Below are 26,085 nucleotides of genomic sequence, written 5' to 3'. Positions count from 1 at the left end.
ATCGGTTAACCGAATTAGTGTCAACATTATATTAAGATATATAATATTAATTCTCCCCAAAAACAAAAAAGATGAATATTTCTCTCCCAACTTCATTTGGGAAAGATAATACTCATCTTTCTTAATTTTTTTATAACTATTCAGATAAAAATATTTATCAAATAATCGTCACATTCTAGCCTCTCAACTGGATTCCTAAACGCTCTAATCCGTTAAGAATCTTCTTCATTGCTCCTGCAATATCGTTTTCTTCAAGAGTTCTGTCTTTTGCTCTAAATACAATATTGTAAGCAACTGACTTAAATCCTTTTTCAATCTGATCACCTTCGTAAATGTCAAATAAGCTATAGCTTTCAAGGATTTTTCCACCACGCTGCTTAATAACTGCTTCAATGTCACCAACTAAAATTTCTTTTGGTACAACCATTGAAATATCACGTGAAACAGCAGGGAATTTTGCAATTCCTTCATACTTCTTATCAAAGTTAGCCATTTCGTAAATGTATGGCATATCAATAACAGCAACGTAAGCTCTTGTTTTCATATTATAATTTTCGCAAACTGTTGGATGAACTTCTCCTAAGTACCCAATAACTGTGTCATTGTATACAACATTTGCCTGTCTTCCCGGATGAAGGAATGTCTTACCAGCCTTTGCATCGTAAGAAATGTCTTTGTCAATTCCAACCTGTCCTAAAAATTCTTCTACAACACCTTTCATTGTGAAGAAATCTCCATCTCCGTAGAATCCTAATGTAAACTGCATTCTTTCATCTGGAAGGTCAGTTACAGGTAATGCCTTTGGAATATAAATATTACCCATTTCAAATAGTCTTACATCTTTGTTACGTCTGTTGTAGTTTGTTGCAAGTGATGTAAGCATACCGTTAAGAGATGTTGTTCTCATAACACTGAAGTCTTCTCCTAAAGGATTTGAAATTGTAACTGTTTTTCTTAATTCACTGTCTTCAGGTAAAAGTAATTTATCAAATACCTTTGGACTTTCAAATGAATATGTCATTCCCTGTGAGAAACCACAGTATAAAGCAACACTTCTTGCAAGTTCATCAATTCTTAATTTTTCTGATAATTTTCCTGAAGTTGCCTCTCCTGAAGGTAATGTTGTAGGAATCTTATCATATCCGTAAAATCTTGTAATTTCTTCTGCAATATCACACATACCGATTAAGTCCTGTCTAAATGTAGGAACTGTAATCATCTTTGTTTCTTTATCATATTCTAATTCTAAAGCTGGGAAGTAGCTAATCATTTCCTCTTCTGTTAAATCAAATCCAATAAGATTATTTACATAATCAGGATCAAATTTAATCTGATGTTCTTCCTTCTTTTCAGGATAGAAATCAACCATTCCTTCAACTACTTCACCTGCGCCTAATTCTTCGATTAACTGGCATGCTCTGTTAATAGCTGCTTCTGCATTGTTAGGATCAAGTCCTTTTTCAAACTTTCCTGATGCGTCAGTTCTAAGACCAACTCTCTTAGATGAAAGACGGATATTTGTACCATCAAAGCATGCAGCTTCAAATAACATATCCTGAACATCATCTGTAATCATTGAGTTTTCTCCACCCATGATTCCAGCTAAACCAATTGCTTTTTCTTCATCACAAATCATAAGCATATCTCTGTCTAATGTTCTTTCCTGTCCATCTAATGTTGTGAATTTTTCACCGTCTTCTGCACGACGTACCACAATCTTGTTTCCTTTGATTGTTGAAAGATCATACGCATGCATTGGCTGACCAAATTCTTCCATAACATAGTTTGTAATATCAACTAAGTTATTAATTGGTCTGATACCACAGGCACTAAGTCTTCTCTGCATCCATTCAGGTGATGGAGCAATCTTTACATTTTTAACAACCTTAGCACAGTATCTTGGGCAAAGCTCTGCATCCTTTACTTCTACTTTGATGTAATCATTTACATCACCTGTTGTTCCAACAGCCTTAACTTCAGGAGCAACAAATGGCTTTCTAAATGTTGCTGCAGCTTCTCTAGCAATTCCTAATACGCTATAGCAATCTACTCTGTTAGATGTAATTTCATATTCAAAAACTGTATCATGTAAACCTAATACTTCTACAGCATCAGCGCCTACTTCTACACTGTCATCAAAAATATAAATACCATTTTCAGGTGCTTCAGGATAAAATTCTGTAGTTGAACCTAATTCTTCAATAGAACACATCATTCCGTTTGATTCAACACCACGAAGTTTTCCTTTTTTGATTTTAATTCCACCAGGAGTCTTCTTTCCGTCATGTCCTCCTGCAACTCTACCACCGTCTAATACAACAGGTACTTTTAATCCTTCTTTTACATTTGTTGCACCTGTAACGATCTGAGTTGTTTCTGTTCCAATATTAACCTGGCAAATAACTAATTTATCTGCATCAGGGTGCTTTTCAATTTTTTCAATTTGTCCAACAACAATTTTATCAAGGTCAGCGTCAAGTCTTTCAAAACCTTCGCACTTTGTTCCTGATAAAGTCATTGCATCCATGTATTCCTGATCAGTACATTCAAGGTCAGGAACGTATGCCTTAATCCATGATAGTGGTGTATTCATTATAATTCCCTCCTTTAATTAAAACTGATTTAAGAAACGGTCATCGTTCTCATATAATAATCTCATGTCGTCGATTTCGTATTTAAGTAATGCGATTCTTTCAAGACCTACACCAAATGCAAATCCCTGATATTCATTAGGGTCAATTCCACCCATTTCAAGTACATGTGGATGAACCATACCACAACCAAGAATTTCAATCCAGCCTTCACCCTTACAGAATCTACATCCTTTACCGCCACACTTAAAGCATGTAACGTCAACTTCTGCACTTGGTTCTGTAAATGGGAAGTGATGTGGTCTAAACTTAATCTTTGTATTTTCACCAAAAAGTTCTTTTGCAAACTGCTCTAAAGTACCCTTTAAATCAGCCATAGTTACATTCTTATCAATTACCAAACCTTCAATCTGGTGGAATGATGGTGAATGAGTTGCATCTACCTGGTCTGATCTAAACACTCTACCCGGACTAACAATTCTAATAGGTGGCTGAGTATTTTCCATTACTCTTGCCTGAACTGATGAAGTCTGAGTTCTAAGTACGATATTTTTATTTATATAGAATGTATCCTGTTCATCTTTTGCAGGATGATTTTCAGGTATATTTAAAGCTTCAAAATTGTAATGGTCAAATTCAACTTCAGGCCCTTCAACAACTTCGTAACCCATTCCTACGAAAATTCTTTCAAGTTCTTCTAAAGCTAAAGTATTTGGATGCTTATGACCCACTTTATTTTTCTTTGCAGGTAAAGTAACATCAATAACTTCTGCTTTAAGCTTAGCCTCTCTTGCTTTTGCTTCAAGGTCTTTCTTTACATTTTCTAATTCTTCTTCAATACGCTTTCTTGTATCATTTACAAGCTGACCAACTTTTGGTCTGTCTTCAGGGGCAACATCCTTCATACCTTTTAATACTTCAGTAAGCTGTCCTTTTTTACCAAGAATCTCTACTCTTACATCATTAAGTACACTAATGTCCTTGGCATCTTTGATTTTTGCAATTGCCTGTTCTCTAATTGCTTCTAATCTTTCCTTCATTGTACAGTATCCTTTCTATAAGATATAGTATATTTTTTACACTTTGTTTTCCATTTAATATTTACGGTAAACAAACATTGAGAAACCTTTTGTAGCCCGTCGGTTCATTAAAGCAGCGTAGCTGGTTTGATAGAACCGCTACGAAGTGAAAGAAGCGGGAGCGTGTTTTCGAAATGTTGAGTTTTTCGTAAATATGAATATTCAGTAACAAATGTAAAATTAAAATATTTTTATGCAAAAGAAAAGTCCCTGCATAAAAATGCAGGGACGAAATATCTATCCGCGGTACCACCCTTATTTTCACAAACGTGAACTCTCAAAATACTTAACGCGTATTAAACGTCACATGCTACTTTGATTTCACAAGTGAGGCTCCTGTGGGAAATTCAAATATTTTTGTTACTTAAAAGACCTTCCAGCCGATGAGTCTTTCTCTCTTAAAGAATAAAAATATCCTACTTTGCACATTCAATGCCTTTGTCAACGAAAAATATTTTAACATAGATATTTTTTAGTGTCAACCAAACTAATAAAACATATTTTACTATATATTAGGTCTGTATATAAGACACTTTTTCTTTCTATGTTAAACACATTTTATGGTTCTCTCGCATATGTATCCATACAAATTATTGCAAGTCATTTTGATTAATTGTATGCTTTGCCTTAAATTTAACTGCGTGTTTTCTCTTAAATTTATTTGATTGTTACTTTAAGAAATTAATGCTATAATTTCACATATATTGTTTGAAAAAAAACATAATATATACAAGATTGCAGTGTTGAAATGATTAGCACACCTGTGCACTCACTATATTAGTTGAAAAAGTTAAGCTACCATAGGTATTTCAACATGTACATCAAGAACAAATTTTTTACGATTGGAGATTCACATGAAAAAAGTTAGCAGGCTTTTTTTTAGAATATATGACTTTTGTTTCAGAATGGCAAAAGACAAAGTTGGCATTTATACAGCTCAGGCTTCTTTCTTTATTATTTTGTCAATTTTTCCTTTTTTGCTTCTGTTCCTTAATGTTTTAGGTATGACAAGTTTGAATTCTAACTACATAATTAGACTATTAAACTATTATGCGCCTGAAACCATTAAACCATTACTGGTACAAATTGTTGAAGAACTTTATACCCACGTTTCAGGAACTGCCATCTCAATTACAGCTATCATTGCTATTTGGTCAGCTTCTAAAGGGGTATTATCAGTAATGTTCGGCTTATATGAAATCAGCAAAATACATCAAAACCGAAACTATTTCCTTTCAAGATTTATTTCTATGATTTATACAGTTTTCTTTGTAGTTGCAATTATTCTTACAATGGTTTTACTTGTATTTGGAAATAAAATTTTCACATTGCTTATTTCACTGTTTCCGGTTTTAAAGAACATTACACTTCTAACATTAATGTTAAGATATTCTCTGTCTTTCATTATTTTAACAATATTTTTTATGACTATTTATAAATTTGCAAATATACGTCTTACAACATTTGCAAAATCAATACCGGGGGCAATGTTTAGCGCTCTTGGCTGGTTGGTTTTCTCTTATGTTTTTTCTTTGTATATTGATAATTTTGCAAACATGACTTATATGTATGGCAGTTTAACAGCCTTCATTATTCTTATGTTATGGGTTTATTTTTGTATTTATATTTTCTTTATCGGTGCAGAAATTAATAAAAAAATATACCCTGAAACTGAAGCAAAATATTTAGATACGAGTAATATTTTATAAATTTTATTAGATTGCATTTAAATATTATTAATTTTCATTTTGGAAATTATATATCTTTATTAAAAAAATTCTATATACTTTTATATCGAAAACCAAATATGGCAGATTATTTAGAAAGTTCTATCTTATGATAGAACTTTTTTAAAATGTAATCGTATGTACGTCCTTCCTTAGCCATTTCAATGGCAGCATTTTGACTCATGCCACTACCATGACCAAATCCACCACCCCAAATTATGTAATTATTTCCGGCTTTTTCTATATAAATAAACGCACTTGGTAGCATTGATATATCATTAACTTCACTTCCACCATTTAATTTTATTTTCATACCATAATGATATATATTCTTTCTAATATCACTTTGTCCTTTTATAATTATTTTTCCTTTGTTTCCATTAACTAAAATTTGTGATGCTATACCTCCAGTTCCTCTTTCTAAAATTTCAATCTTTTCTATTTTTCCCAGATTCTTTCTATATGAGCTACTAATAGTCTGACTAATTTCATTTGAAGTCAAAATAGTTTTCCACCTGTAAAATGGATATTTGTCTTCATACGATTTTATATTTTTTGTTATTATTTTTTTGAAGTTTTTTTCTTCAATAATATCTGTTTTATTTTTTGTAAGATTCGTTCCTTGAAGGTATAGCTTTTTTTCTTTGCCCCAAATCCTATAATCTGTAGTATAGCCACATGAAGTTGAAAAATAATATGCGTTAATCAGTTCATTTTCATAAGTCATAACAATACCATTGGTTGCCTTAGCTGCTTTTTTTGTTTTATTATTTTCGCCAATTCGGTTATATACCTGATAAGATGTACTGTCATCTGCTATCGCATTATATTTTTTGTATTTTGACTTTGAGCATTTAAGTATATAGGTTCTGGCACAAACAGCCTGCGCTTTTAAAGCCTCCATAGGAGCTTCTCCACCTATTTCACTTGATACAACTTTTGAAATATAATCATCTACTGCTACCCGATTAACTATTACCATCCCTTTAGAAGTCTTATATATGTAAAAAGTTCCTGAATACACTGGGGAATTATGCTCAACATTATGGTTAGCCCACTCAATGTTATTAGAATAAATTTTTAGTACATTGTTCTTTTTGAACATGTAACTTTCTGTTGTAATTTCTATCTTTCTTTTATTTGTTTTGTTACTGTATTTTTTCCCATAGTAAACATTTAATGATTTTCCTTTTAATATAATTTTTTTCTGATAAATATTAGTATCAAAATTATTTGTAAGTAATATGTTTACGTACTTTCTTTTATATGTATTTAGATTAACTTTTCCTTTTGTTTCCTGTATTTTGGTAGTTTTTTCCAAGTTTTGATTTTTAGGAGTATCACTGTTAAATTCAGCATTAATTTTCATTACAGTTTCCTGACATTCATAGTTTAGAAAACATAAACTTACTACTAAAAATATAAGTATTGGTATTATAATTTTTTTCATTCTATACTCCCTTATATAATAAAATTAGTTACTATCCTAAAAGAATTTGTATTACAAAATAAGAATATCGCTGGCCACATTATACGCACCAAGTGCCTGTTGCCACGCAACTATTTTCTTTTCGCACCAGTGTGCATCCATAGTGGAACGTTTTATATAATAGAAATTTCCAAAGAATTTCTATTATATAAAAAATTAAGCGTAGCATACATGGTATACTACGCTTTCTATTCTTTAGTAATACCCGAAATGCCGTCCTGTGTTTTGAGTCCTAGCAAACGCCAGGTGGGCAACCGCATCTAAAGTTACTGCCTTCCACTCACAAGGAGGCTTGACATCCCTTTAGAGATATAGGAATCCCTTTAATCAAACTGTAGGTTCAAAATTAACAGGTTTCAAACCAACATCTCAGGTAAGATTATTATAGTCTACTGAAAACAATTTTGCAATAATTTTTATTTTACAAAATATAGTTTTTTTCTAATTTTTTTCAACTATTTCATCTTTATTTTTAAATATATGATTTTCAGGAATTACACCTCTTACACTTGACAATGGATAAATATTACAATGTCTGCCAATTACAGTTCCCGGATTTAAAACAGAGTTACAACCTACTTCAACGTAATCGCCAAGCATTGCCCCAAACTTCTTTAAACCAGTTTCAATTTGTTCGTCTTTTCCTTTGACAACAACTAATGTTTTATCAGATTTTACATTTGATGTAATTGAACCTGCTCCCATATGTGAATGTGTTCCTAAAATACTGTCTCCAACATAGTTATAATGCGGAACCTGTACTGTATTAAATAAAACAACATTCTTTAATTCTGTTGAGTTACCTACAACGCAGTTTTTTCCAACAATTGCTTTTCCTCTAATAAAAGCTCCCGGTCTTACCTCTGTATCTGCATCAATAATTAATGGACCGTTTAATGTAGCAGTTTTTGCTACTGTTACTGATTTGTGAATCCAAATATTTTCTTCAGGATGGTCGAATTCATCCTGTGGAAGTGTTGGGCCTAATTTTAAAATAAACTGCTCGATGTCACCAAGAACCTCCCATGGATATGTTTTGTTTATAAATAAATCTGATGCGATTGTTTCGTTTAAATCGTACATGTCTTTTATTGTGTACATATTGTCTCCTTTCTTTCCATTAATATTAAGCGATTGTTATCGCTTAATATTTTGCAAATCTGTTTGCATTAAGCGATTATTATGTCTATGAATCTACTTACATTAAGCGATTAATGTTAATCGCTTAATAGATGTTTAAATCTACTTACATTAAGCGATTGTTATTGAAAAGAATTGTATTCACAATTCTTTTTCAATAACCACGCGCGCATGCGCGCTGTAAAAACAAAAATGAAATAGCATTTGCAAGTAAACTTGCAAATGCTCTTCCATTTTGTTTTTGTATCGCTTAATGTGTTCGCGATTATTCTACAGTTACTGATTTTGCAAGGTTTCTTGGTTTATCTACATTTAAGCCTTTTAATACTGTTGTATAGTATGCAATTAACTGAAGTGGTATTACAGTTACTAATGGCATTAGAATATCTTCTAAAGCAGGTATTTCTATAACCTCATCCATAACACCTTCACTAAATTCTGTTCCTTCTTTTGTTACTGTAATAGTGAAAGCATCTCTTGATTTTACTTCTACAATATTACTTACCATTTTTTCAAGTAATTCACTCTGTGTTGCAACACTAATTACAGGCATCTGATCAGTTACTAATGAGATAGTACCATGTTTTAATTCTCCTGCAGCATAACTTTCTGAATGAATATATGAAATTTCTTTTAATTTAAGTGAACCCTCCATACTTAATGTATAATCAAGTCCACGACCGATATATAATAAGCTTGTTGCTGTTACTAACTTACTTGCAACATACTGACATCTGTCAGCACACTTCATTGTTTCTTCAATTACATCAGGTATATCTGATAATTCCTTTGTAAGTCTCATACATTCTTCCTTGTCAATGCATCCCTTTGCATAAGCCATTTCAAATGCTAACAAATACATTACTGCCATCTGCACTGAAAATGCCTTTGTTGATGCAACTGAAATTTCAGGACCTGCATGTGTGTAAAGAACCATGTCTGCTTCTCTTGCAATTGAAGAGCCTTTTACATTAACAATAGCTAATACTTTTGCACCTCTTTCTTTTGCTAATTTTAAGGCTGCCTTTGTATCTGCTGTTTCACCTGACTGTGAAATTACAATTACTAAATCTTCAGGTGTTACGATTGGATCTCTATATCTGAATTCTGATGCAATATCAACAGTTACTTCTGTTCTTGCTAATTTCTCAATAACATATTTTCCAACCATACCTGCATGGCATGCTGTACCACATGCAACTACAAATATTTTTCTGTAATTCTTTAACATTTCATCTGTTAAACCACATTCTGACAAATCAGGCATTCCATTAACAATTCTTGGTGCAATTGTAGTCTTAACTGCAGTTGGCTGTTCGTGGATTTCTTTTAACATAAAATGTTCATATCCACCTTTTTCAGCAGCATCCATATCTAAATCTGAAACTTTTACTTCTTTTACAATTTCCTGTTTGTGTATATCACAGAATTCAACTCTGTCTGCCTTAATTGTTGCAATTTCATTCTCTTCAAGAAGATAATACTTTCTTGTGTACTGTAAAATTGCAGGCACATCAGATGCTATAAAGTTTTCTTCATCACCAACACCAATAATTAATGGGCTGTCTTTTCTAACTGCAAATATTTTATCAGGAAAATCCTTAAATAAAATTCCTAAAGCATAAGCTCCTCTTATGTCATTTAAAGTCTTAATAATTGCATCTATAGGATCACCTTCATAGTAGTAATCTAATAATTTTGCAACTGTTTCTGTGTCTGTTTCACTAATAAATGAATATCCCTTTCCAATAAGGAATTTCTTAATATCCTTGTAGTTTTCAATAATACCATTGTGTACAATAGATACTCTCTTACTTCCATGTGGATGTGAATTAATATCTGATGGTTCACCATGTGTAGCCCATCTTGTATGACCAATTCCACAATGTCCATCAGGCTTATGGTCTTCTTCTATTTTTTTTCTAAGATTAGCTAACTCACCTTTTGATTTTTCTACTGTTATATTTCCATTTTCAAATACAGCAATTCCTGCTGAATCATATCCTCTATATTCTAATTTTGATAATGAATTCAAAAGTACCTCTGTACAATCTCTTTCACCAATATATCCAACTATTCCGCACATTATTTTTTCCTCCTATAAAATTGCGCCACATAGTTATAATAACTAACCATTTGACCTGCGTTATTAAGGTTAATTACATTCTTGAATCTTCCCTTAATAAAGCTGTCTAATTTATCCATATACTCATCTGCCGTTATCTTTCCTTCTGCAACCTGAGTTAAACCTAATTCCCAACTTGCTGTCAGTTCCGGATTAAGTAATGACTTAATTGAGCCATGAACAACGCCAAATATCATTTCACCTAATTGAGTAGGTGTTATAACCTGTGTCTTTTTGTTTAATGCAATATATTTAATATTCGTCAGTTTCTTAATAATTTCAGCTCTTGTTGCACTTGTGCCAATTCCTGAACCTTTTATCTGTGCTCTTAAATCTTCATCTTCAATTAACTGGCCTGCATTTTCCATAGCCAAAATTAAAGAACCTGATGTATATCGCTTAGGTGGTGTTGTTTCACCTTCCTTAATATTACATTGTGTAATTGATATTTTGTCACCTTTTTTCATATTATACAACAAATTAAAGAATTCTTCATCAAGATTTTTTCCTTGATTTTCACTAGCTTCATTTTCATTGTTTTCACTATCTTTTTCTTTATTATCTTTTGATTTTGCTTCGGCTTTCTTTTTTTCTTTTGGAACACCTACAATTTCAAAGTATCCTTTTTGTACAAGTATCTTGAAATTAGACGAAAACTGCTCTGTTGTAGTAGTTTCATCTGTATATGTTCCAGGCATTATGCCTATTAATGTAGCCTTCTTGTAAATTGCCGGTGGATAAAAAATACTTAAAAATCTTCTTACAATAACCATATAAACTTTTTGATTTATGCCTTTTTGTTTAGCTAAACCGTTCAATCCCTGACCTGTAGGAATTATGGCATAATGGTCTGTAATCTTTTTATCATCAACATATTTTGTTTTCTCCAAACCTTTGTAAGAGCCTGCCTGCAATATTTTTTTTGCAAAACCACTACAAGGACCATAATTTTGTAAACCACTTATGTTTTTTGAAATTTCCTTACTAACAGCCGTTGATAAAACTCTTGCATCTGTTCTTGGATATGTAACAAGTTTAGCCTCATATAGCTGCTGAACAACATTTAAAGTTTCATCAGGGCTAATCTTAAACATTTTTGAACAATCGTTTTGTAATTCAGCAAGATTATATAATAACGGAGCTTGCTTTTTTTCATCCTTCATTGTAATTGACTTGATTGTCATTTCAAGAGGATATGGTGGCTTTACATTAAGTTCATTAGCCAAATCACTGTTTTCAAGCTCCATTGGGCCATGTTTTTCTAAAGCCTCAATTAACGCCACTGCCGTAGTTTTTTCTTTAAATCCATTTTCTTTGTAAAGTAATGGCGATTCGAAAAACTTTGAACCTTTAACAGCTTTCCATTCTGTATCTATTATTCTGCCTGCAATGTCAGTTTGTGCCATAACTCTGTAAAAAGGAGTTTTCTCAAACCCTCTTATTTCACGTTCCCTGTTACAGATCATCCCTAACACACAAGTCATTACTCTACCAACATTTATGGATTTCCAACCGTCTTTTAAATAATTTTGAATTGAATTTCCATATTTTAATGTAAGTAATCTGGAAAAATTAATTCCCATTAAATAATCTTCTTTTGCTCTTAAATATGCTGCATCTGAGAGATTGTCGTATTCCTTTAAGTCTTTTGCCTCTTTTATACCACGTAGAATTTCTTCCTCAGTCTGGGAATCAATCCAAACTCTCTTCTCTGACTTATCTTTTACCCCTGCTTCCTGTGCAACTAATCTGTAAATATATTCTCCCTCTCGTCCCGAGTCGGTACAAACATAAATCGTCTCAACATCATCACGATTAAGAATTGTTTTGACTATTTCAAACTGTTTCTTTACAGATGGGATAACTTCATATTTCCACTCTGTTGGAATAAAAGGCAAATCTCTTAAATTCCATTTTTTATATTTTTCATCATAGACTTCCGGATAGCTCATTGTCACCAAATGACCTACGCACCAGGTGACTATTGCATTATTGCTTTCCATATAGCCATCTTTTCTTGTTGTATTTAATTTTAATGCTTTTGCAAATTCGGCGGCAACACTTGGTTTTTCCGCAATGAATACTGCTTTTTTCATTATTTCTCCTATTTCATTAACTACTTATTAATCTCATCTAAAGTCATTACATACGCCGGAAGAAATTCTTCAATAAAAACATCTATCTCTTCCATTTGCATATCTTCTAAGGCTTTTCTTATTGTATCTTCTGCCTTAGCAAAATCTGTATTGCCGGTATTTTTTTCTTCTATACATTTAATATATGCTGATAGCTTGTCAGCCGCCTTAACATATTTCCACTCGATAGAATCATCTTCGATTAATATATCCTCATATGCTTCCTGCATATCTTCCGGTAATTCCTTTAGAAGTTGATTTGCTGCTATGTTTTCTACTTTCTTGTATGCATCCCTAATTTCAGGTGCATAATATTTTATTGGTGTAGGTAAATCACCTGTTATAATTTCTGTGGTATCATGCATTATTCCCATCAAGGCTATATGTTCAGCATTTAAATTTCTGCCAAAGCGCTTATTTCCAATAACTGCAAGCCCATGAGCAATGATAGCAACCTGTAAACTGTGCTCTGCAATATTTTCATTTATATTATTGCGCATTAATCCCCAACGGTTAATGTATTTCATTCTTGATAACATACCAAAAAAATTATTCATTTTAATCTCCTCTATACACGAAATAACAGTCTTATAATTATAGCAAATTTACCTTGTTTTTACTACCCCAATTAAAATTTACCCATTCTCTTTGTTACGAAAAAATAAGAACATATTAAAGCAAATACAACATTCACCTTAACATGCTCTTATTTCTATTAGCATATCCGAGTATACTATAAAATTAAATATTTAAAAATTTCTTAACTATAGCTTCCATTCCATCAACCTCAACTAAGTTGTTGTGACGAACTTCTGCGTTTCTGATTTCTTCAATTGCATTTGGAATCTTAACATTTGCAATCTTGCTTAATTCATCGATTAATTTAAAATCATCAAGCTTATCGTATTCAGGATTAATAGCATCCATAACGCTTCTTGCGAACTTAAATGGACTTGCTGTTGAAGCAATAACAGTTACCGCATCATCATTTGTTTCTGCAACATATTTCTTATATGTACTTGCAGCTACAGCTGTATGTGTATCCATTACATAACCTGTTTTTTCGTACGTGTCCTTAATTACCTTTGCAGTTTCTTCTTCTGTAGCGTAATTGCCGTAGAAGTCATCAAGTTCTGCTTTCATTTCATCAGTGATTGTATATTTACCTTTTGTAGCAAGATCATTCATTAATTCACTGTTCTTTTCTGAACTGTTTCCTGCAATTTTGTAAATTAATCTTTCAAGGTTACTTGAAATTAAAATATCCATTGAAGGTGATGATGTAAGAATGAAATCTCTGTTCTTGTCATATTCACCTGTCTTAAAGAAATCAAATAATACTTTATTTTCATTTGAAGCACAAATTAATTTAGCAATTGGAAGTCCCATGTTCTTTGCATAGTATGCTGCTAAAATATTACCAAAGTTTCCTGTAGGGACAACTACATTCATCTTCTGATCTTTTGCAAGCTTACCTTCTGCATATAATTTTGCATAAGCGTATACATAGTAAGCAACCTGTGGTACAAGACGACCAATGTTAATTGAGTTAGCTGATGAGAACTGGAAGCCTTTTTCATCCATTTCCTTAGCTAATTCTTTATTTCCGAAAATTGCCTTTACACCACTTTGAGCCTGGTCAAAGTTTCCTTCAATTGCAACAACGTATGTGTTATTACCTTTCTGTGTAACCATCTGCTTTTCCTGTACCTTACTTACACCACCATGAGGATAGAAAACAATAATTCTTGTTCCTTCTACATCAGCAAAACCTGCCATGGCAGCCTTTCCTGTATCACCTGATGTTGCTGTTAAGATAACAATTTCATTTTTTACATTGTTCTTCTTAGCTGAAGTTGTAAGTAAATGTGGCAAAATTGATAATGCCATATCCTTAAAAGCAATTGTCTTTCCATGGAATAACTCAAGATAATATGCTCCGTCTACTTCTGCTAAAGGTGCAATTTCTTCTGTGTCAAACTTTGAATCATAGGCTTTTGTAATACAATTCTTTAATTCTTCTTCTGTAAAATCAGTAAAGAATAACTTCATTACTTCATAAGCAACCTGCTGATATGTCATCTTTGATAACTCATCAATTGTTGCTTCAAGTTTTGGGATTTCTGTTGGTACAAATAATCCTCCATCATCAGCTAATCCCTTTAAAATTGCTTCAGATGCCTTTAATGTTTCTCCTGTACCTCTTGTGCTCTTATAAAGTATCTCTTTCATAGTCTCTCCTCGTTTTCTATTTATTATTAATATAGTTAATTAGTCCGCCATTTGAAATAATTTTCTGCATAAATTCAGGGAAAGCCTGACCTTGATATTCTTCATTCTTTGTTTTGTTATAAATCTTACCACTATCAAAGTCTACTTCAATTTCATTTCCTTCTTCTATGTTCTTTGCTGCCTCAGGGCATTCAATAATAGGTAAACCAATATTAATTGCGTTACGATAAAAAATTCTTGCAAATGTTTCTGCAATTACACAACTAACACCTGCCGCCTTAATAGCTATTGGTGCATGTTCTCTTGATGAACCACAACCAAAGTTCTTATCAGCAACAATAATGTCACCTTCACTTACTTTATTTACAAATTCCTTGTCAATATCTTCCATGCAATGTTTTGCTAATTCTGCCGGATCAGGTACATTTAGGTATCTAGCCGGTATAATAACGTCTGTATCTACATTGCTTCCAAATTTGAATACTCTTCCTTCTGCCTTCATATTATACCTCCTATAATCCTAATTCTTCAGGGCCTGAAATCTTACCTGTAACAGCACTTGCTGCAGCAACAGCAGGGCTTGCAAGATAAACTTCTGATTCAGGATCACCCATACGACCTACGAAGTTTCTGTTTGTAGTTGCTATTGCTCTTTCGCCTTTTGCAAGTATACCCATGTGTCCTCCTAAACATGGACCACATGTTGGTGTACTTACTGCACAACCTGCTTTAATGAATATTGAAGCAAGACCTTCTTCTATACACTGTAAATAAACAGCCTGTGTAGCAGGGAATATAATACATCTTACGCCCTTCTTAACTTCTCTTCCTTCAAGAATTTTAGCAGCAATTCTCATATCTTCAATTCTACCGTTTGTACATGAACCAATAACAACCTGATCAATTTTTACGTCACCAACATTGTCAATTGTCTTTGTATTCTCTGGTAAATGTGGAAATGCCACTGTTGGTTTTAATTCACTTAAATCAATTGTATATTCTTCATCATATACTGCATCTTCATCAGGTGAATATTCTGTGAATTCTTTTGTTGAATGTTCTTCCATGTATTCTCTTGTTAAATCATCAACTATGAAAATACCATTCTTACCGCCTGCTTCAATTGCCATATTTGTCATGGCAAATCTATCATCCATTGAAAGATACTGAACACCGTCACCCATAAATTCCATTGAACGGTATAAAGCACCATCAACACCAATCATACCGATAATATGTAAAATAATATCTTTTCCACTAACCCACTTAGCAGGTTTTCCTGTTAAATTAAATTTAATAGCTGAAGGAACTTTGAACCAAGCCTGACCTGTAGCCATTCCTGCTGCCATGTCTGTACTACCAACACCTGTTGAAAATGCTCCAAGTGCTCCGTATGTACATGTATGTGAATCAGCTCCAATTACAACATCACCTGCAACTACTAATCCTTTTTCCGGAAGTAGGGCATGTTCAATACCAACTCTACCTGTTTCAAAATAATTTGTAATTTCGTTTTCTTCAGCGAAATCTTTTACGCATTTGTAAAGTTCTGCTGACTTAATATCTTTGTTTGGTGTAAAGTGATCTGGTACTAAAGCGATCTTGTCTTTGCAAAATACACAATCCACATCCATCTTTTCCATTTCCTTAATAGCAACCGGTGCAGTTACATCGTTACCTAAAACTAAATCAAGATTAGCTTCAATTAACTGTCCTGCCACAACACTATCAAGTCCTGCATGTTTAGCAAGAATTTTTTGAGTCATAGTCATTCCCATAACTTGTTCCTCCTTAAAATGTATTTATCATTTATCTTAGATAATTGTTTAACAAATTACAATCCATATTATTTTAGTCGAAAAAAGCCCTATAGTCAATGTCTTAAGGCTTTTTAGTATTAAAAAAGAATATCCCGTACAACTATTTTCTTCTCGCACTAGTGTGTATCCCTAGTGGAATGTTTTTTATTAAATATTATATTTTTTCAATTTTTCAAAAAACGTTAAAAATATTTTTTATAAACTTGTAAAAAATTGTTATATAACTTTATTATGTTTCTTTATATTGTTGAAACCAAATACAAAATATGGTATAAAACTTATTGTGTTTTTACACATATTGGAGAAGTACCCAAGTGGCTGAAGGGTCTGGCTTCGAACACCAGTAGGTCGATAGCATCGGCGCGAGGGTTCAAATCCCTCCTTCTCCGTTACTTATGTCATATGCATTCGTGCATATGACTTTTTTATTTCTTCAATCTTTATTTCTTCAATCTTTATTTCTTCAATCTTGTTTTTTAAAATCTCTATTTCTTTTTTGTTTTTATTTATGCTATACTTACTCCCATGAACAGATATAATTCACTAAACAGTTATTTAAAAAATCAATATGGTTGCAAAGTATACAAATTAAGTCTTTCTTCAGGTTTGTCCTGCCCCAACAGGGATGGCTCATTAAGTGATATGGGATGTATTTTTTGCAGTAATGGTGGTTCCGGAGAGTTTGCCACATCATGCAATTACTCTATTACTGAGCAGATTGAAATGGCAAAAGAAAGAGTTTCTACAAAAATAAAAAATGGAAAGTATATTGCATATTTTCAGTCTTTTACCAACACTTACGGCAACGTAGACTATCTTGAAAAGATTTTTACCGAAGCCATCAATTACCCAGATATTGTGTGTTTATCCATTGGTACAAGACCTGATTGTCTTCCTGATGATGTTATAGATTTATTGAACAGATTAAATAAAATAAAGCCTGTATGGATTGAGCTTGGTCTTCAGACAATTCATGAAGATACAGCAACATATATAAATCGTGGATATACATTGAATATATTTGATGATGCAGTATCTAAATTAAATGCCATTGGAGTGGAGGTAATTGTACATTTAATTTTAGGACTTCCTTATGAAACTGAGTCAGATATTTTGGAAAGTGTTTCGTATGTTTGTAACAAGTCTATATCAGGCATCAAGCTACAACTTCTTCACATATTAAAAAATACTCCTTTAGAAAAGGAGTATTTTTTAAATAAATTTCATGTATTTTCTCTTGAAGAGTATACCACTCTTCTTGGTAAATGCATATGTACAATTCCTAAAAATATTGTAATTCACAGAATAACCGGTGACGGTCCAAAATCTCTTCTTATTGCTCCACAGTGGAGTGCTGATAAAAAGAGAGTTCTAAACTATATAAACAAATATTTTAATGATATGGATATTATCCAAGGTAAATACCTTTAACAGAAAGCACTTAGTTTGTTTCTTCAGTAGCAACCTGAGTGCTTTCTATTTGTATTTGAGTTTCTGTAGGAGTGGAATCTGTTGTCTCCTCTACTAATGTTTCCTGTGTTTCCATTTCTGTTGTTTCTTCTGTCATTGAAACACTTTCCTGAACATCTGAAACAGATTCAGTTTCACCGCCATTAGTTACCGGTTCTGTATTAAAATCTTCATCCGAAATTTCAACTGTATCAATTACAATATTTTTGTTGTGTTCAGCCTTATCAACTAAAGTGCTGATTTTACTTTGACATAATGTACTGATTTTTTCATTATCTTCTTTTGAAATTTCAATACAAAGGTTAGCTTTTCCAAGAGAAACATCATTCTTTCTTGCAACCTTTTTTATTTTTTTAGTAACTTTAACGTTTTGGTATACTGCCTTACACTTTAACTTACGAATTTTAATTGCTTCGTTTGTTTCTGTTTTAATTTGTGCAAGTTTTTCACTATCAAGTTTCTTTGCTTCCTCTTTGTTGTCTGATGACTTATTTATTGCTGAAACAAGCATTACATTCTTCTTATTTTTCTTTAAATAACCTTCTTTTCGAAGATTCTTTACAACAAGATTAATTGCTTTTTCATATCCGTCATTATCCTGCATTTCACTTAGCGTGTAGTTGGCAATCGCTTTTCCTTCTTTGTTGCCACCTTTAATCTTCTTAACACTTCCATCGTCATTTACATCAATTGTGATGCTTGGATTTACATCAATTACAATTGAAAATGCCAACTGTTTTTGATTTCCACCAAAATTAAATAATGGTTGCATAATCATAATTAATGCCACGAAACATGCTGCTACTAATGTTGCTATAGCAGGTACTTTAAAATAATGAATAACATTACTTTTCTCTTTAAATAAAGGTCTGTCTTTTCCAAATAATTCCTTTTCACTCTTTATAGGTTCAATTGGAGTATCTAATATCTTTTGTAACATATCAGGAGCCATTTCTTCCAGTTCCTTATTAAGTTTTTCTCTAATATCTTTTTCCTGCATAATGACCTCCTTTCTAATAATCCACAAGACAATTCTTCAATTTCTTAAGCGACCGGTTATATTTCGATAACACCGTCGATAAAGATAAACCTACGAGTTCTGCAATCTCTCTATGCTTCAAGCCATCAATCATATGTAAGGTAACAATGGTTCGCTCCTCTTCTCCCAAAATGTTAAATATATGTTCTATTAACATTTTGTCTTCTACATTTTTCATTTGCGGGCTTTGTTTTTCCATGCCCTCTGAAACGTAGTTTTCAACTTCGTCGTAATCTACACTGTTATTCTTTTTATTTTTTCTAACAAAATCTAAATATTGATTTTTTGCTATGGCACACATCCAAGTCATTGGTGTACCCTGTTTTTTATATAAGTGACTACCATTTCTAATTCTTATATATGTATTTTGAAGCAAATCCTCCGCGTCCTCTTTATTCCTTGTTAGTGATAAGAGAAAACCAAACAATTCCTTGTAACTGGCATAATACAATTCTGTGAATGCCTGGTCATCGCCTTTTGAAATAGCTTCAAACCAATCTTCGTTTATGGCATCATTACCATACTGTTTTTTATTTTCATCCATACTTCCATTCCTACTTTTTTTGTTTTCCTATACAATAGTACAATTTAAAGTTTATTAAGTCAAACATATATTAAACGTAGAAATTTGCTGTAATCTTTTGATTTACCTGTAATTTCATTGTTTTCGAAAACAAACTGAGTTTTTTTCATACCCTTTTCTTTTTTGTTGTTCAATTGTTATACGAAGGCTATTTCTTTTTTATTGCATTAAATTTAATTTTTTATTATAATTTTTTGGAACTTGATTTTTTATGTGTTGGAGAAAAGAAATGGAACAGACTTTTATGAAAACAAAACCAATTTTTCCGTTGGTTTTATCCATGGCATTACCAATGACAATCTCAATGCTGGTAAATGCCTTATATAATATTGTAGACAGTTATTTTGTTGCGCAAATAAGTGAAGATGCAATGACTGCCCTGTCATTAGTTTACCCAATCCAAAACATTGTAACATCTGTTACTGTAGGATTTGGAATAGGTATTAACGTCCTTGTTGCTTTTTACTTAGGGGCAAAAAATCAAAAAGCAGCAAACAACGTAACTACTTTAGGATTATTATGCAATATTTTTCATGGAATACTATTAACAATTATTTGTATTTCCACAATTAAATTGTATCTTGGACTATTTACAGACAATGCAAATGTAATTTCCAATGGCTTAACATATTCTTATATTGTTTTTGCTTTTTCAATTCCAATAGCAATTTCCATTAGTTTTGAAAAAATATTTCAGGCTGTTGGTCAAATGAAAGTTTCCATGATATGCATGATTTTAGGCTGTGTTACCAATATAATCCTTGACCCTATATTAATTTTCGGCTTAGGTATTTTTCCAAAACTTGGTATTAAAGGTGCGGCAATTGCCACTGTAATCGGACAGGTAGCAACTTTACTTGGGTATATTCTTTTTTATATATTTAGACCAATTCCTGTTAAAGTTTCGGTGAAAGATTTAAAATTTAATAAGAATTTAGTTAAGAAGCTATACTCAATAGGTTTTCCTGCTACTTTAAACATGGCTTTACCTTCATTACAGGTATCAGTTTTAAACAGTATTCTCTCTGTTTATTCAGAAGGCTATGTGCTAGTGCTTGGTGCCTACTATAAATTACAGACGTTTTTGTATTTAACTGCAAATGGAGTTGTGCAGGGCATGAGACCGTTAATTTCATATAATTACGGTGCCGAAGAATATACAAGAGTTAAGAAAATATTCAAAACTGCTCTTTCAATTATATTGACAGTAATGGCACTTGGAACAGTTCTTTGTTTATTAATTCCAGGAAAATTAATTGGTTTGTTTACTGCTAATCCCGATACAATTTCAATTGGACTTACTGCCTTAAGAATAATTAGTATTGGCTTTATTATTTCCTCTGTATCAATTACTGTATCAGGAAGTCTTGAAGCTTTAGGTAAGGGATTTTCTTCTTTGATAATCTCAATGTTACGATATATTTTCGTAATGCTTGGCTTTGCTTTTATTTTGAATCTGTTGATAGGTTCAACCGGTGTATGGCACAGTTTTTGGATTACTGAGTTTATAACTGCATTTGTAACATTTATTTTATACAAGAAACAAATAAACTGCTAAAAAGATTATGAAAAATAAACCAGCCTTCATTTTGCCAAATTATGTTATGACTATTGAAGGCTGGTTTATTTTGTTTTAGTCATTTTTTGTTCTAATTAATCTAGTCCTCTGGTTTGATTTCCGTAGGTATATCAATACATTCAGGATTCTTCACTGTTCCCTTTGCCCATGCACTACCCACATCACATCTTCCATGATGATGAACTTCCTTTATCTCACCATCAGCAAAAGCATCTGTAGCTGTTACGTTAATTCGGCTTGTTCCTGCTTCCACCTTACCATCTAACATTTTCATAAGGTTTTCTATATCTTTTTCACTTGCCATAATCATTTCTCCTTTCAGTCGGCGGCATTTCGTCGAAAAAATTCCTAGAAAATGAACTTCGTTCATTTTGTTTTCTCCTATTATAACTTTTTTAGTTTTTTTAAGCAATTGTTTGTTTCTTACGGCTTACAATATTTGTGGCGACAGTAAACAAGATACTAAAGCCAAAAACTACTGCTCCATTAATTAGTAATGGTTTAATAGCAGTGAAATTAAATCTTTCCATACCTTTTATTAATTCATTATTTGCAACGAAATAATACGTTGGTAAAACGTGTGCTATTTTTATAACATAATCAGGCATATACTCTACCGGCACAAAACATCCACATAAGAACGATGAACCTAGCGCCACCACATTTACAATTCCGCCTATGGCATTTTTATTTTGAGTAATATTTCCAATAAAAAATCCTATGGTTAAACTGCAAATTGAAAACATAAGGGCATTTAAAATGTAAGCTAAGCCATTGGTACTTATAAGCAAATCTTTAAATAAAATTCCACTAAGTACCATGTAGAAAATCCACATTACCAGAATCAGAATACCATTAGTAAGTAAAACAATTCTGTTAAACTTTTTGTAATTGTAGCTACTGATTATTGTTCTTTTTCTTACATTATTTTCTTTTACACTTGCTAAAATCATACTTATGCAGTATACGCAACCTGCCAAAAGAGCATAATTTAAGAAATTGAAATATCTTGTCATACTGCTTAACTTTGATGTATCCAGAGAAGTCTTTAATTCTACTTTTACCTCATCATTTACCACTTTGTTTACTTTACTTATAAGTTCTTCTCCCGTGTAATAATCTTTATATACGTTTATCATTTTTATGTATTTTTCTACCAGCATTTTGGTATATGAGGAATATTGGTCTTTTGTAGACTTATATTCTAATGTGGGCATCTTACCCTCCATTAAATCCTTTCCAAAATTCTTCGGTATGTAAATAATAAAATTAACATCTCGATAAAAAAGTGCATCATCCACCTTTTCTTCATTGTTAATATCAATGTCTTTTATTTCTGAATGTTTGCTTATATAATCTGTAAATCCTTTTGTTATCGCATTATCTCCATCTTTATTTACAATTAACACGTCCGGTTTTGAGTCCTCAAAATCAACTGCATTACTGCCTGATGTTTGGTTTAAAACCGTAATTGAAATAAGTATTGCTGTATAAAGAATCAACATTCCTTTTTTCTTGTTTAATATTTTTAATATTGTTTTAAAGACTGTCATACTTTTCCCTCCTTAAACTTACGAAAGAAATTATCAAACAGACTGCAATAAATATTAATAAATAGAAAACATCCCTAAAATATCTGTTTAATGTATCGTAATAATACAATGAGTAAAAACCATCTGTTATTAAATTGTTAGGATTAACAAGATTAACTATTGGGGCGTTTTTATCGATTTCATATTTAAGAGCTACACCCATCATGTCCGACAAAACAGAGAAAAACATTGTTACAGCTATTGTTATACCTACTTTGGCGTTTTCAGACACCTTTAACACAGATGCAATAAGCACACCTAATGATATACCTGCCAAATCACCAATTAATGTAAGTAAAAGAACCAATGGCAGATTACCGCCGAAATCAACTTTAATAACAAATTTCAAAAATGTCATCAAAATTGCTATTCCAACAAGGCTTACTATATATGAGCCAACTGCCGAACTTAGCACGATTATACTTTTTCTGTTAGGCGATACTGAAATTCTTTTTCCTTTGCTACTCATATTTGCTAAACAAGTGTTAATTGCGGTAAGTCCAAGAGTCCCACCATACAAACATGCCATAGCTATTAAAGTATAAAATTCAATTTGCATATAACCTAAATTTGCACTTGATTTGTCCATTAATTTAACATGTGTGTCATTAATTTTTAGCAAATTTTCTTTGGCAATTTTTTCTCCATCAAAAGATGTATTTCCTTTTGCAATTTGTGTTTCTATATTTTTCTTGCACAATTCTTCAATAACACTTTTGTTTTGTTTAACTTCTGTTACAACAAATTTAAGCAAAGTTTCGTATGTACCATTTTCTTTTACCACAACATTAGGTTCATTATTTTTAAATTGAATATAACCTTCAATTTCTGAGTCATCTAAAAGAGAATCCGCTTTTTTCTTTGTAACATATTTAATATTAAACAATTGATTCTTACTGTCTTTATCAGATAACTCTTTCAAGGTTTCCTTATAAATTATCTGTTTTTCAAAATGACTGTCATTAACAACAGCAATGTCAAATACCTTTAACTGCTCATCCTTTTCAATATTTGAAAACGCCATATTAAAGAAGATTCCTAAAATAATAGGAAAAGCAAAGGTCCAAAATATTAATATTTTATTTTTGAACAATGTTTGTATTGTATACTTCAAATTATGAATAAACATTAGTCCCTTAATTCCTTTCCTGTTAATTTCAAAAATACATCATTTAATGTAGGGCCTACACGCTCTATTTTTTCTTCAATGTTAGCCTGCTGTTTTAGCTCTTCGCTTGTTCCCTGAGCTATTATTTTTCCTTTATCTAAAATAATAATTCTGTCACAAAGAATTTCTACTTCTTCCATGTAATGAGTTGTGTAAACAATTGTTGCCCCATTGTCCCTTAACTTTTTTATGCCATCTAAAATGTTGTTTCTACTTTGAGGATCAACTGCAACTGTTGGCTCATCTAAAAAAATTAATTTTGGCTTATGAGCTATTCCACAAGCAATATTTAATCTCCTTAAAAGACCACCTGACAATTGTTTAGGTAAAAACTTTTTAAATTCACCAAGACCTACTAACTCAATGGCTTCTTCTACATACTGCTTTCTGATTTTCTTATCCTGAATATATAAGCCACAGAAATAGTTTATGTTGTCATATACATTTAATTCATCAAAAACAGCAACATCCTGGAATATGACCCCTATTTTTTCCTTTATATCATAGGAATCAGGTTTCATTTCCTCTCCGAAAATTTTAATTGTGCCTTTTTGATATTTAAGCAATGACAAAATTGAGTTAATGCAGGTACTTTTACCACTTCCATTAGGACCAAGTAAACCTAAAATTTCTCCTTTATACACATCCAAAGACAAGTCATCAATTGCCAACTTATTCTTGTATTCTTTTGTTAAATTACACACTTCAATTATTTTTTTCTTATTTTTATCCATATTTTCCCTCTATCTTATATAATAAACTCTATTTTCTTTTCTCTCCGGTGTATTAGGATATTCTCCATCAACATAACCTAAAGCACAATGACCTATGCCTTCGTATTCATCTTCAATTCCAAGTGATTTAAGCAATTCCATTCCCCACTGTGTTTCAAATTCTTCTTTTGCACGATGTATCCAGCAACTTCCGATACCTAAATCATGTGCTGCAAGCATTAGATTACCCATAACCAAACTTCCATCATAAATTCCTGTAGGCCAGTCTTTCTTTGCCAAAACAATTAACATTGCAGGTGCACCATAAAAAGGATCAAAACCTTCTTCCCAACCGCCAATTTTTCTATTCATTTCAGCAATTTCATCTCTAAGTTCTTTTTTAGTTACCTGAATAATTATTGTATTTTGTGTGCCTTTTCCACTAGCTGCATATAAACCGGCTTCTATAATCTTATCAAGTACATCCTGTGGAACCATTTCACTTTTGTACTTACGAATACTTCTTCTTTCCTTCATTTCTTTTAATACTTCACTCATATTGCTACTCCTTTCAATCTTCTTAATTTCAAATTATTAAAACCTGCCTACATTGGTGTTCTCACTTCAATTAAATTTCCGTCTAAATCATAAAACCTTACCATCTTTTGTCCCCAGTTAAAAGTTGTAAGTTCATTTACAAACTTAATGTTAGGATATTTTTGTTTTAAATTATCCACAAAATTTTCTATATTAGTTTCTTCAAAATATAGTTCACTTGCATTATTTTGCAAAATCACATCACCATTCAAAGCTTCTTTCCAAATATTTATATCCTGAAGAACAAGACCTTCGGTTAAAATTATATTTCCGTCTGTGTCTAAAATAACATCTAAACCAAATAAGTCATGATAAAACTTTTTAGATTCTTCTATATCGCTTACTGTGATTAATACGTTTTTTAATTTCATAGGTATTCTCCTTTTCGTATAAATAATATTATACGTTATTTAGAGGATATATGGAATGGAAAAAGAGAGTTTTCTTTCAACGCGAACTCCTTTCTTATAGAAAATATATTTTTCTGTGAAAAATTATATTTTCTATAAGCGACGTTGCATTAGCTCAAATGCCCGCCTACAAAACAAGAACCACACGCATCTCTTTGTGCTAGCACAAGCGATGTCACGCGAACGCTTTCTTATAGAAAATATATTTTTCTGTGAAAAATTATATTTTCTATAAGCGGCGTGCATTCCTTAAATGCACGCCTATAAATCAAAAACAACACACAGTCTCTTGTGCTAGCACAAGCCTGTGTGTTGTTTTTGATTTATAATCGTTCGCTTAAAAATTGCTAACGGATTAGTTGTTGATTAATTTGCCGCTTTCGTCATTCCAACTGTAAAGTTTTCTGATTAAATGCACGCCTATAAATCAAAAACAACACACAGTCTCTTGTGCTAGCACAATTGATGTCACGCGAACGCTTTCTTATAGAAAATATATTTTTCTATGAAAAATTATATTTTCTATAAGCGGCGTGCATTCCTTAAATGCACGCCTATAAATCAAAAACAACACACAGTCTCTTGTGCTAGCACAA

General features: G+C 32.1%; 21 protein-coding genes, 1 tRNA gene, 1 other RNA gene and 1 other annotated feature. Of the genes, 4 read left to right on the top strand and 19 right to left on the bottom strand.

Features of this window, described 5'->3' with window-relative positions:
* Positions 1 to 175: 175 nt before the first annotated feature.
* Both pheT and pheS read right to left on the bottom strand, forming a co-directional pair.
* Complete coding sequence (gene pheT, locus DWZ69_RS05285) at positions 176 to 2,593, bottom strand: phenylalanine--tRNA ligase subunit beta (protein WP_118436394.1); 2,418 nt, start codon at positions 2,591 to 2,593, stop codon at positions 176 to 178.
* 18 nt (positions 2,594 to 2,611) lie between these two features.
* A complete protein-coding gene (pheS, locus tag DWZ69_RS05280; protein ID WP_022165271.1) occupies positions 2,612 to 3,631 on the bottom strand; it encodes a phenylalanine--tRNA ligase subunit alpha in 1,020 nt (339 codons plus the stop codon).
* A 260-nt stretch (positions 3,632 to 3,891) separates the two neighbouring features.
* Positions 3,892 to 4,112, bottom strand: a binding site (T-box leader).
* 412 nt (positions 4,113 to 4,524) lie between these two features.
* Between pheS and DWZ69_RS05275 the strand changes: the two genes are divergently transcribed.
* A complete protein-coding gene (locus DWZ69_RS05275; protein WP_118436392.1) occupies positions 4,525 to 5,379 on the top strand; it encodes a YihY/virulence factor BrkB family protein in 855 nt (284 codons plus the stop codon).
* A gap of 106 nt (positions 5,380 to 5,485) precedes the next feature.
* Here DWZ69_RS05275 and DWZ69_RS05270 read toward each other — a convergent pair whose 3' ends face one another.
* The 9 genes from DWZ69_RS05270 to leuC form a co-directional block, all read right to left on the bottom strand.
* Positions 5,486 to 6,847: a SpoIID/LytB domain-containing protein gene (locus tag DWZ69_RS05270; RefSeq protein ID WP_118436390.1), complete on the bottom strand. Its 1,362-nt coding sequence runs from the start codon at positions 6,845 to 6,847 to the stop codon at positions 5,486 to 5,488.
* A 237-nt stretch (positions 6,848 to 7,084) separates the two neighbouring features.
* A non-coding RNA gene (ssrS, locus tag DWZ69_RS05265) (6S RNA) lies at positions 7,085 to 7,265 on the bottom strand.
* Between the two features lie 62 nt (positions 7,266 to 7,327).
* Positions 7,328 to 7,987 carry a transferase gene (locus DWZ69_RS05260; protein ID WP_022166322.1) on the bottom strand — a complete coding sequence of 220 codons (660 nt, stop codon included), beginning with the start codon at positions 7,985 to 7,987 and terminating at the stop codon, positions 7,328 to 7,330.
* Positions 7,988 to 8,291: 304 nt separating this feature from the next.
* Complete coding sequence (glmS, locus tag DWZ69_RS05255; protein WP_117999453.1) at positions 8,292 to 10,112, bottom strand: glutamine--fructose-6-phosphate transaminase (isomerizing); 1,821 nt, start codon at positions 10,110 to 10,112, stop codon at positions 8,292 to 8,294.
* Positions 10,112 to 12,247, bottom strand: coding sequence for a DNA topoisomerase (locus DWZ69_RS05250; protein WP_118436388.1), 2,136 nt, complete (start codon positions 12,245 to 12,247; stop codon positions 10,112 to 10,114). Before DWZ69_RS05250 ends, glmS begins: the two co-directional genes overlap by 1 nt.
* Before the next feature lie 20 nt (positions 12,248 to 12,267).
* Positions 12,268 to 12,843, bottom strand: a complete 576-nt coding sequence (gene yfbR / locus DWZ69_RS05245) for a 5'-deoxynucleotidase (protein WP_117999451.1) — start codon at positions 12,841 to 12,843, stop codon at positions 12,268 to 12,270.
* Positions 12,844 to 13,027: 184 nt separating this feature from the next.
* Positions 13,028 to 14,518 carry a threonine synthase gene (thrC, locus tag DWZ69_RS05240; protein WP_117999450.1) on the bottom strand — a complete coding sequence of 497 codons (1,491 nt, stop codon included), beginning with the start codon at positions 14,516 to 14,518 and terminating at the stop codon, positions 13,028 to 13,030.
* A gap of 16 nt (positions 14,519 to 14,534) precedes the next feature.
* On the bottom strand, positions 14,535 to 15,020 hold the full coding sequence (gene leuD / locus DWZ69_RS05235) for a 3-isopropylmalate dehydratase small subunit (protein WP_117999449.1): 486 nt from the start codon (positions 15,018 to 15,020) through the stop codon (positions 14,535 to 14,537).
* Positions 15,021 to 15,030: 10 nt separating this feature from the next.
* The gene (leuC, locus tag DWZ69_RS05230; protein ID WP_118436386.1) at positions 15,031 to 16,296 is read right to left on the bottom strand and encodes a 3-isopropylmalate dehydratase large subunit; all 1,266 of its coding nucleotides are present in this window, start codon (positions 16,294 to 16,296) and stop codon (positions 15,031 to 15,033) included.
* Between the two features lie 342 nt (positions 16,297 to 16,638).
* Here leuC and DWZ69_RS05225 point away from each other — a divergent pair.
* Positions 16,639 to 16,727 (top strand) — tRNA-Ser (locus DWZ69_RS05225).
* Positions 16,728 to 16,863: 136 nt separating this feature from the next.
* Positions 16,864 to 17,769, top strand: a complete 906-nt coding sequence (locus DWZ69_RS05220; RefSeq protein WP_118436384.1) for a TIGR01212 family radical SAM protein — start codon at positions 16,864 to 16,866, stop codon at positions 17,767 to 17,769.
* 10 nt (positions 17,770 to 17,779) lie between these two features.
* Here DWZ69_RS05220 and DWZ69_RS05215 read toward each other — a convergent pair whose 3' ends face one another.
* A complete protein-coding gene (locus tag DWZ69_RS05215) occupies positions 17,780 to 18,808 on the bottom strand; it encodes a hypothetical protein (protein WP_117999446.1) in 1,029 nt (342 codons plus the stop codon).
* Between the two features lie 13 nt (positions 18,809 to 18,821).
* Positions 18,822 to 19,391 carry an RNA polymerase sigma factor gene (locus tag DWZ69_RS05210; RefSeq protein ID WP_118436383.1) on the bottom strand — a complete coding sequence of 190 codons (570 nt, stop codon included), beginning with the start codon at positions 19,389 to 19,391 and terminating at the stop codon, positions 18,822 to 18,824.
* 268 nt (positions 19,392 to 19,659) lie between these two features.
* Here DWZ69_RS05210 and DWZ69_RS05205 point away from each other — a divergent pair, with 268 nt between their 5' ends.
* Positions 19,660 to 20,988, top strand: a complete 1,329-nt coding sequence (locus tag DWZ69_RS05205; protein ID WP_118436381.1) for an MATE family efflux transporter — start codon at positions 19,660 to 19,662, stop codon at positions 20,986 to 20,988.
* A gap of 100 nt (positions 20,989 to 21,088) precedes the next feature.
* Here DWZ69_RS05205 and DWZ69_RS05200 read toward each other — a convergent pair whose 3' ends face one another.
* From DWZ69_RS05200 to DWZ69_RS05175, 6 genes are all read right to left on the bottom strand, one after another.
* On the bottom strand, positions 21,089 to 21,313 hold the full coding sequence (locus DWZ69_RS05200) for a hypothetical protein (RefSeq protein WP_118436379.1): 225 nt from the start codon (positions 21,311 to 21,313) through the stop codon (positions 21,089 to 21,091).
* Between the two features lie 100 nt (positions 21,314 to 21,413).
* Positions 21,414 to 22,562 (bottom strand): ABC transporter permease, encoded by a 1,149-nt coding sequence (locus DWZ69_RS05195; RefSeq protein WP_118436377.1) that lies wholly within the window; start codon positions 22,560 to 22,562, stop codon positions 21,414 to 21,416.
* The gene (locus DWZ69_RS05190) at positions 22,549 to 23,730 is read right to left on the bottom strand and encodes an ABC transporter permease (protein ID WP_118436375.1); all 1,182 of its coding nucleotides are present in this window, start codon (positions 23,728 to 23,730) and stop codon (positions 22,549 to 22,551) included. Before DWZ69_RS05190 ends, DWZ69_RS05195 begins: the two co-directional genes overlap by 14 nt.
* Positions 23,730 to 24,503: an ABC transporter ATP-binding protein gene (locus DWZ69_RS05185; RefSeq protein ID WP_118436373.1), complete on the bottom strand. Its 774-nt coding sequence runs from the start codon at positions 24,501 to 24,503 to the stop codon at positions 23,730 to 23,732. The genes DWZ69_RS05190 and DWZ69_RS05185 overlap by 1 nt, the downstream gene beginning before the upstream one ends.
* A 9-nt stretch (positions 24,504 to 24,512) precedes the next feature.
* Positions 24,513 to 25,040 carry a nitroreductase gene (locus DWZ69_RS05180; protein WP_118436371.1) on the bottom strand — a complete coding sequence of 176 codons (528 nt, stop codon included), beginning with the start codon at positions 25,038 to 25,040 and terminating at the stop codon, positions 24,513 to 24,515.
* Between the two features lie 47 nt (positions 25,041 to 25,087).
* Complete coding sequence (locus DWZ69_RS05175; RefSeq protein WP_118436369.1) at positions 25,088 to 25,450, bottom strand: VOC family protein; 363 nt, start codon at positions 25,448 to 25,450, stop codon at positions 25,088 to 25,090.
* Positions 25,451 to 26,085: the final 635 nt, after the last annotated feature.

The organism is Eubacterium sp. AF34-35BH (assembly GCF_003477765.1).
In the GTDB taxonomy this organism is placed as follows: Bacteria; Bacillota; Clostridia; order Lachnospirales; family Lachnospiraceae; genus Eubacterium_G.
This window is presented reverse-complemented; position numbering and strand designations above follow the sequence as displayed.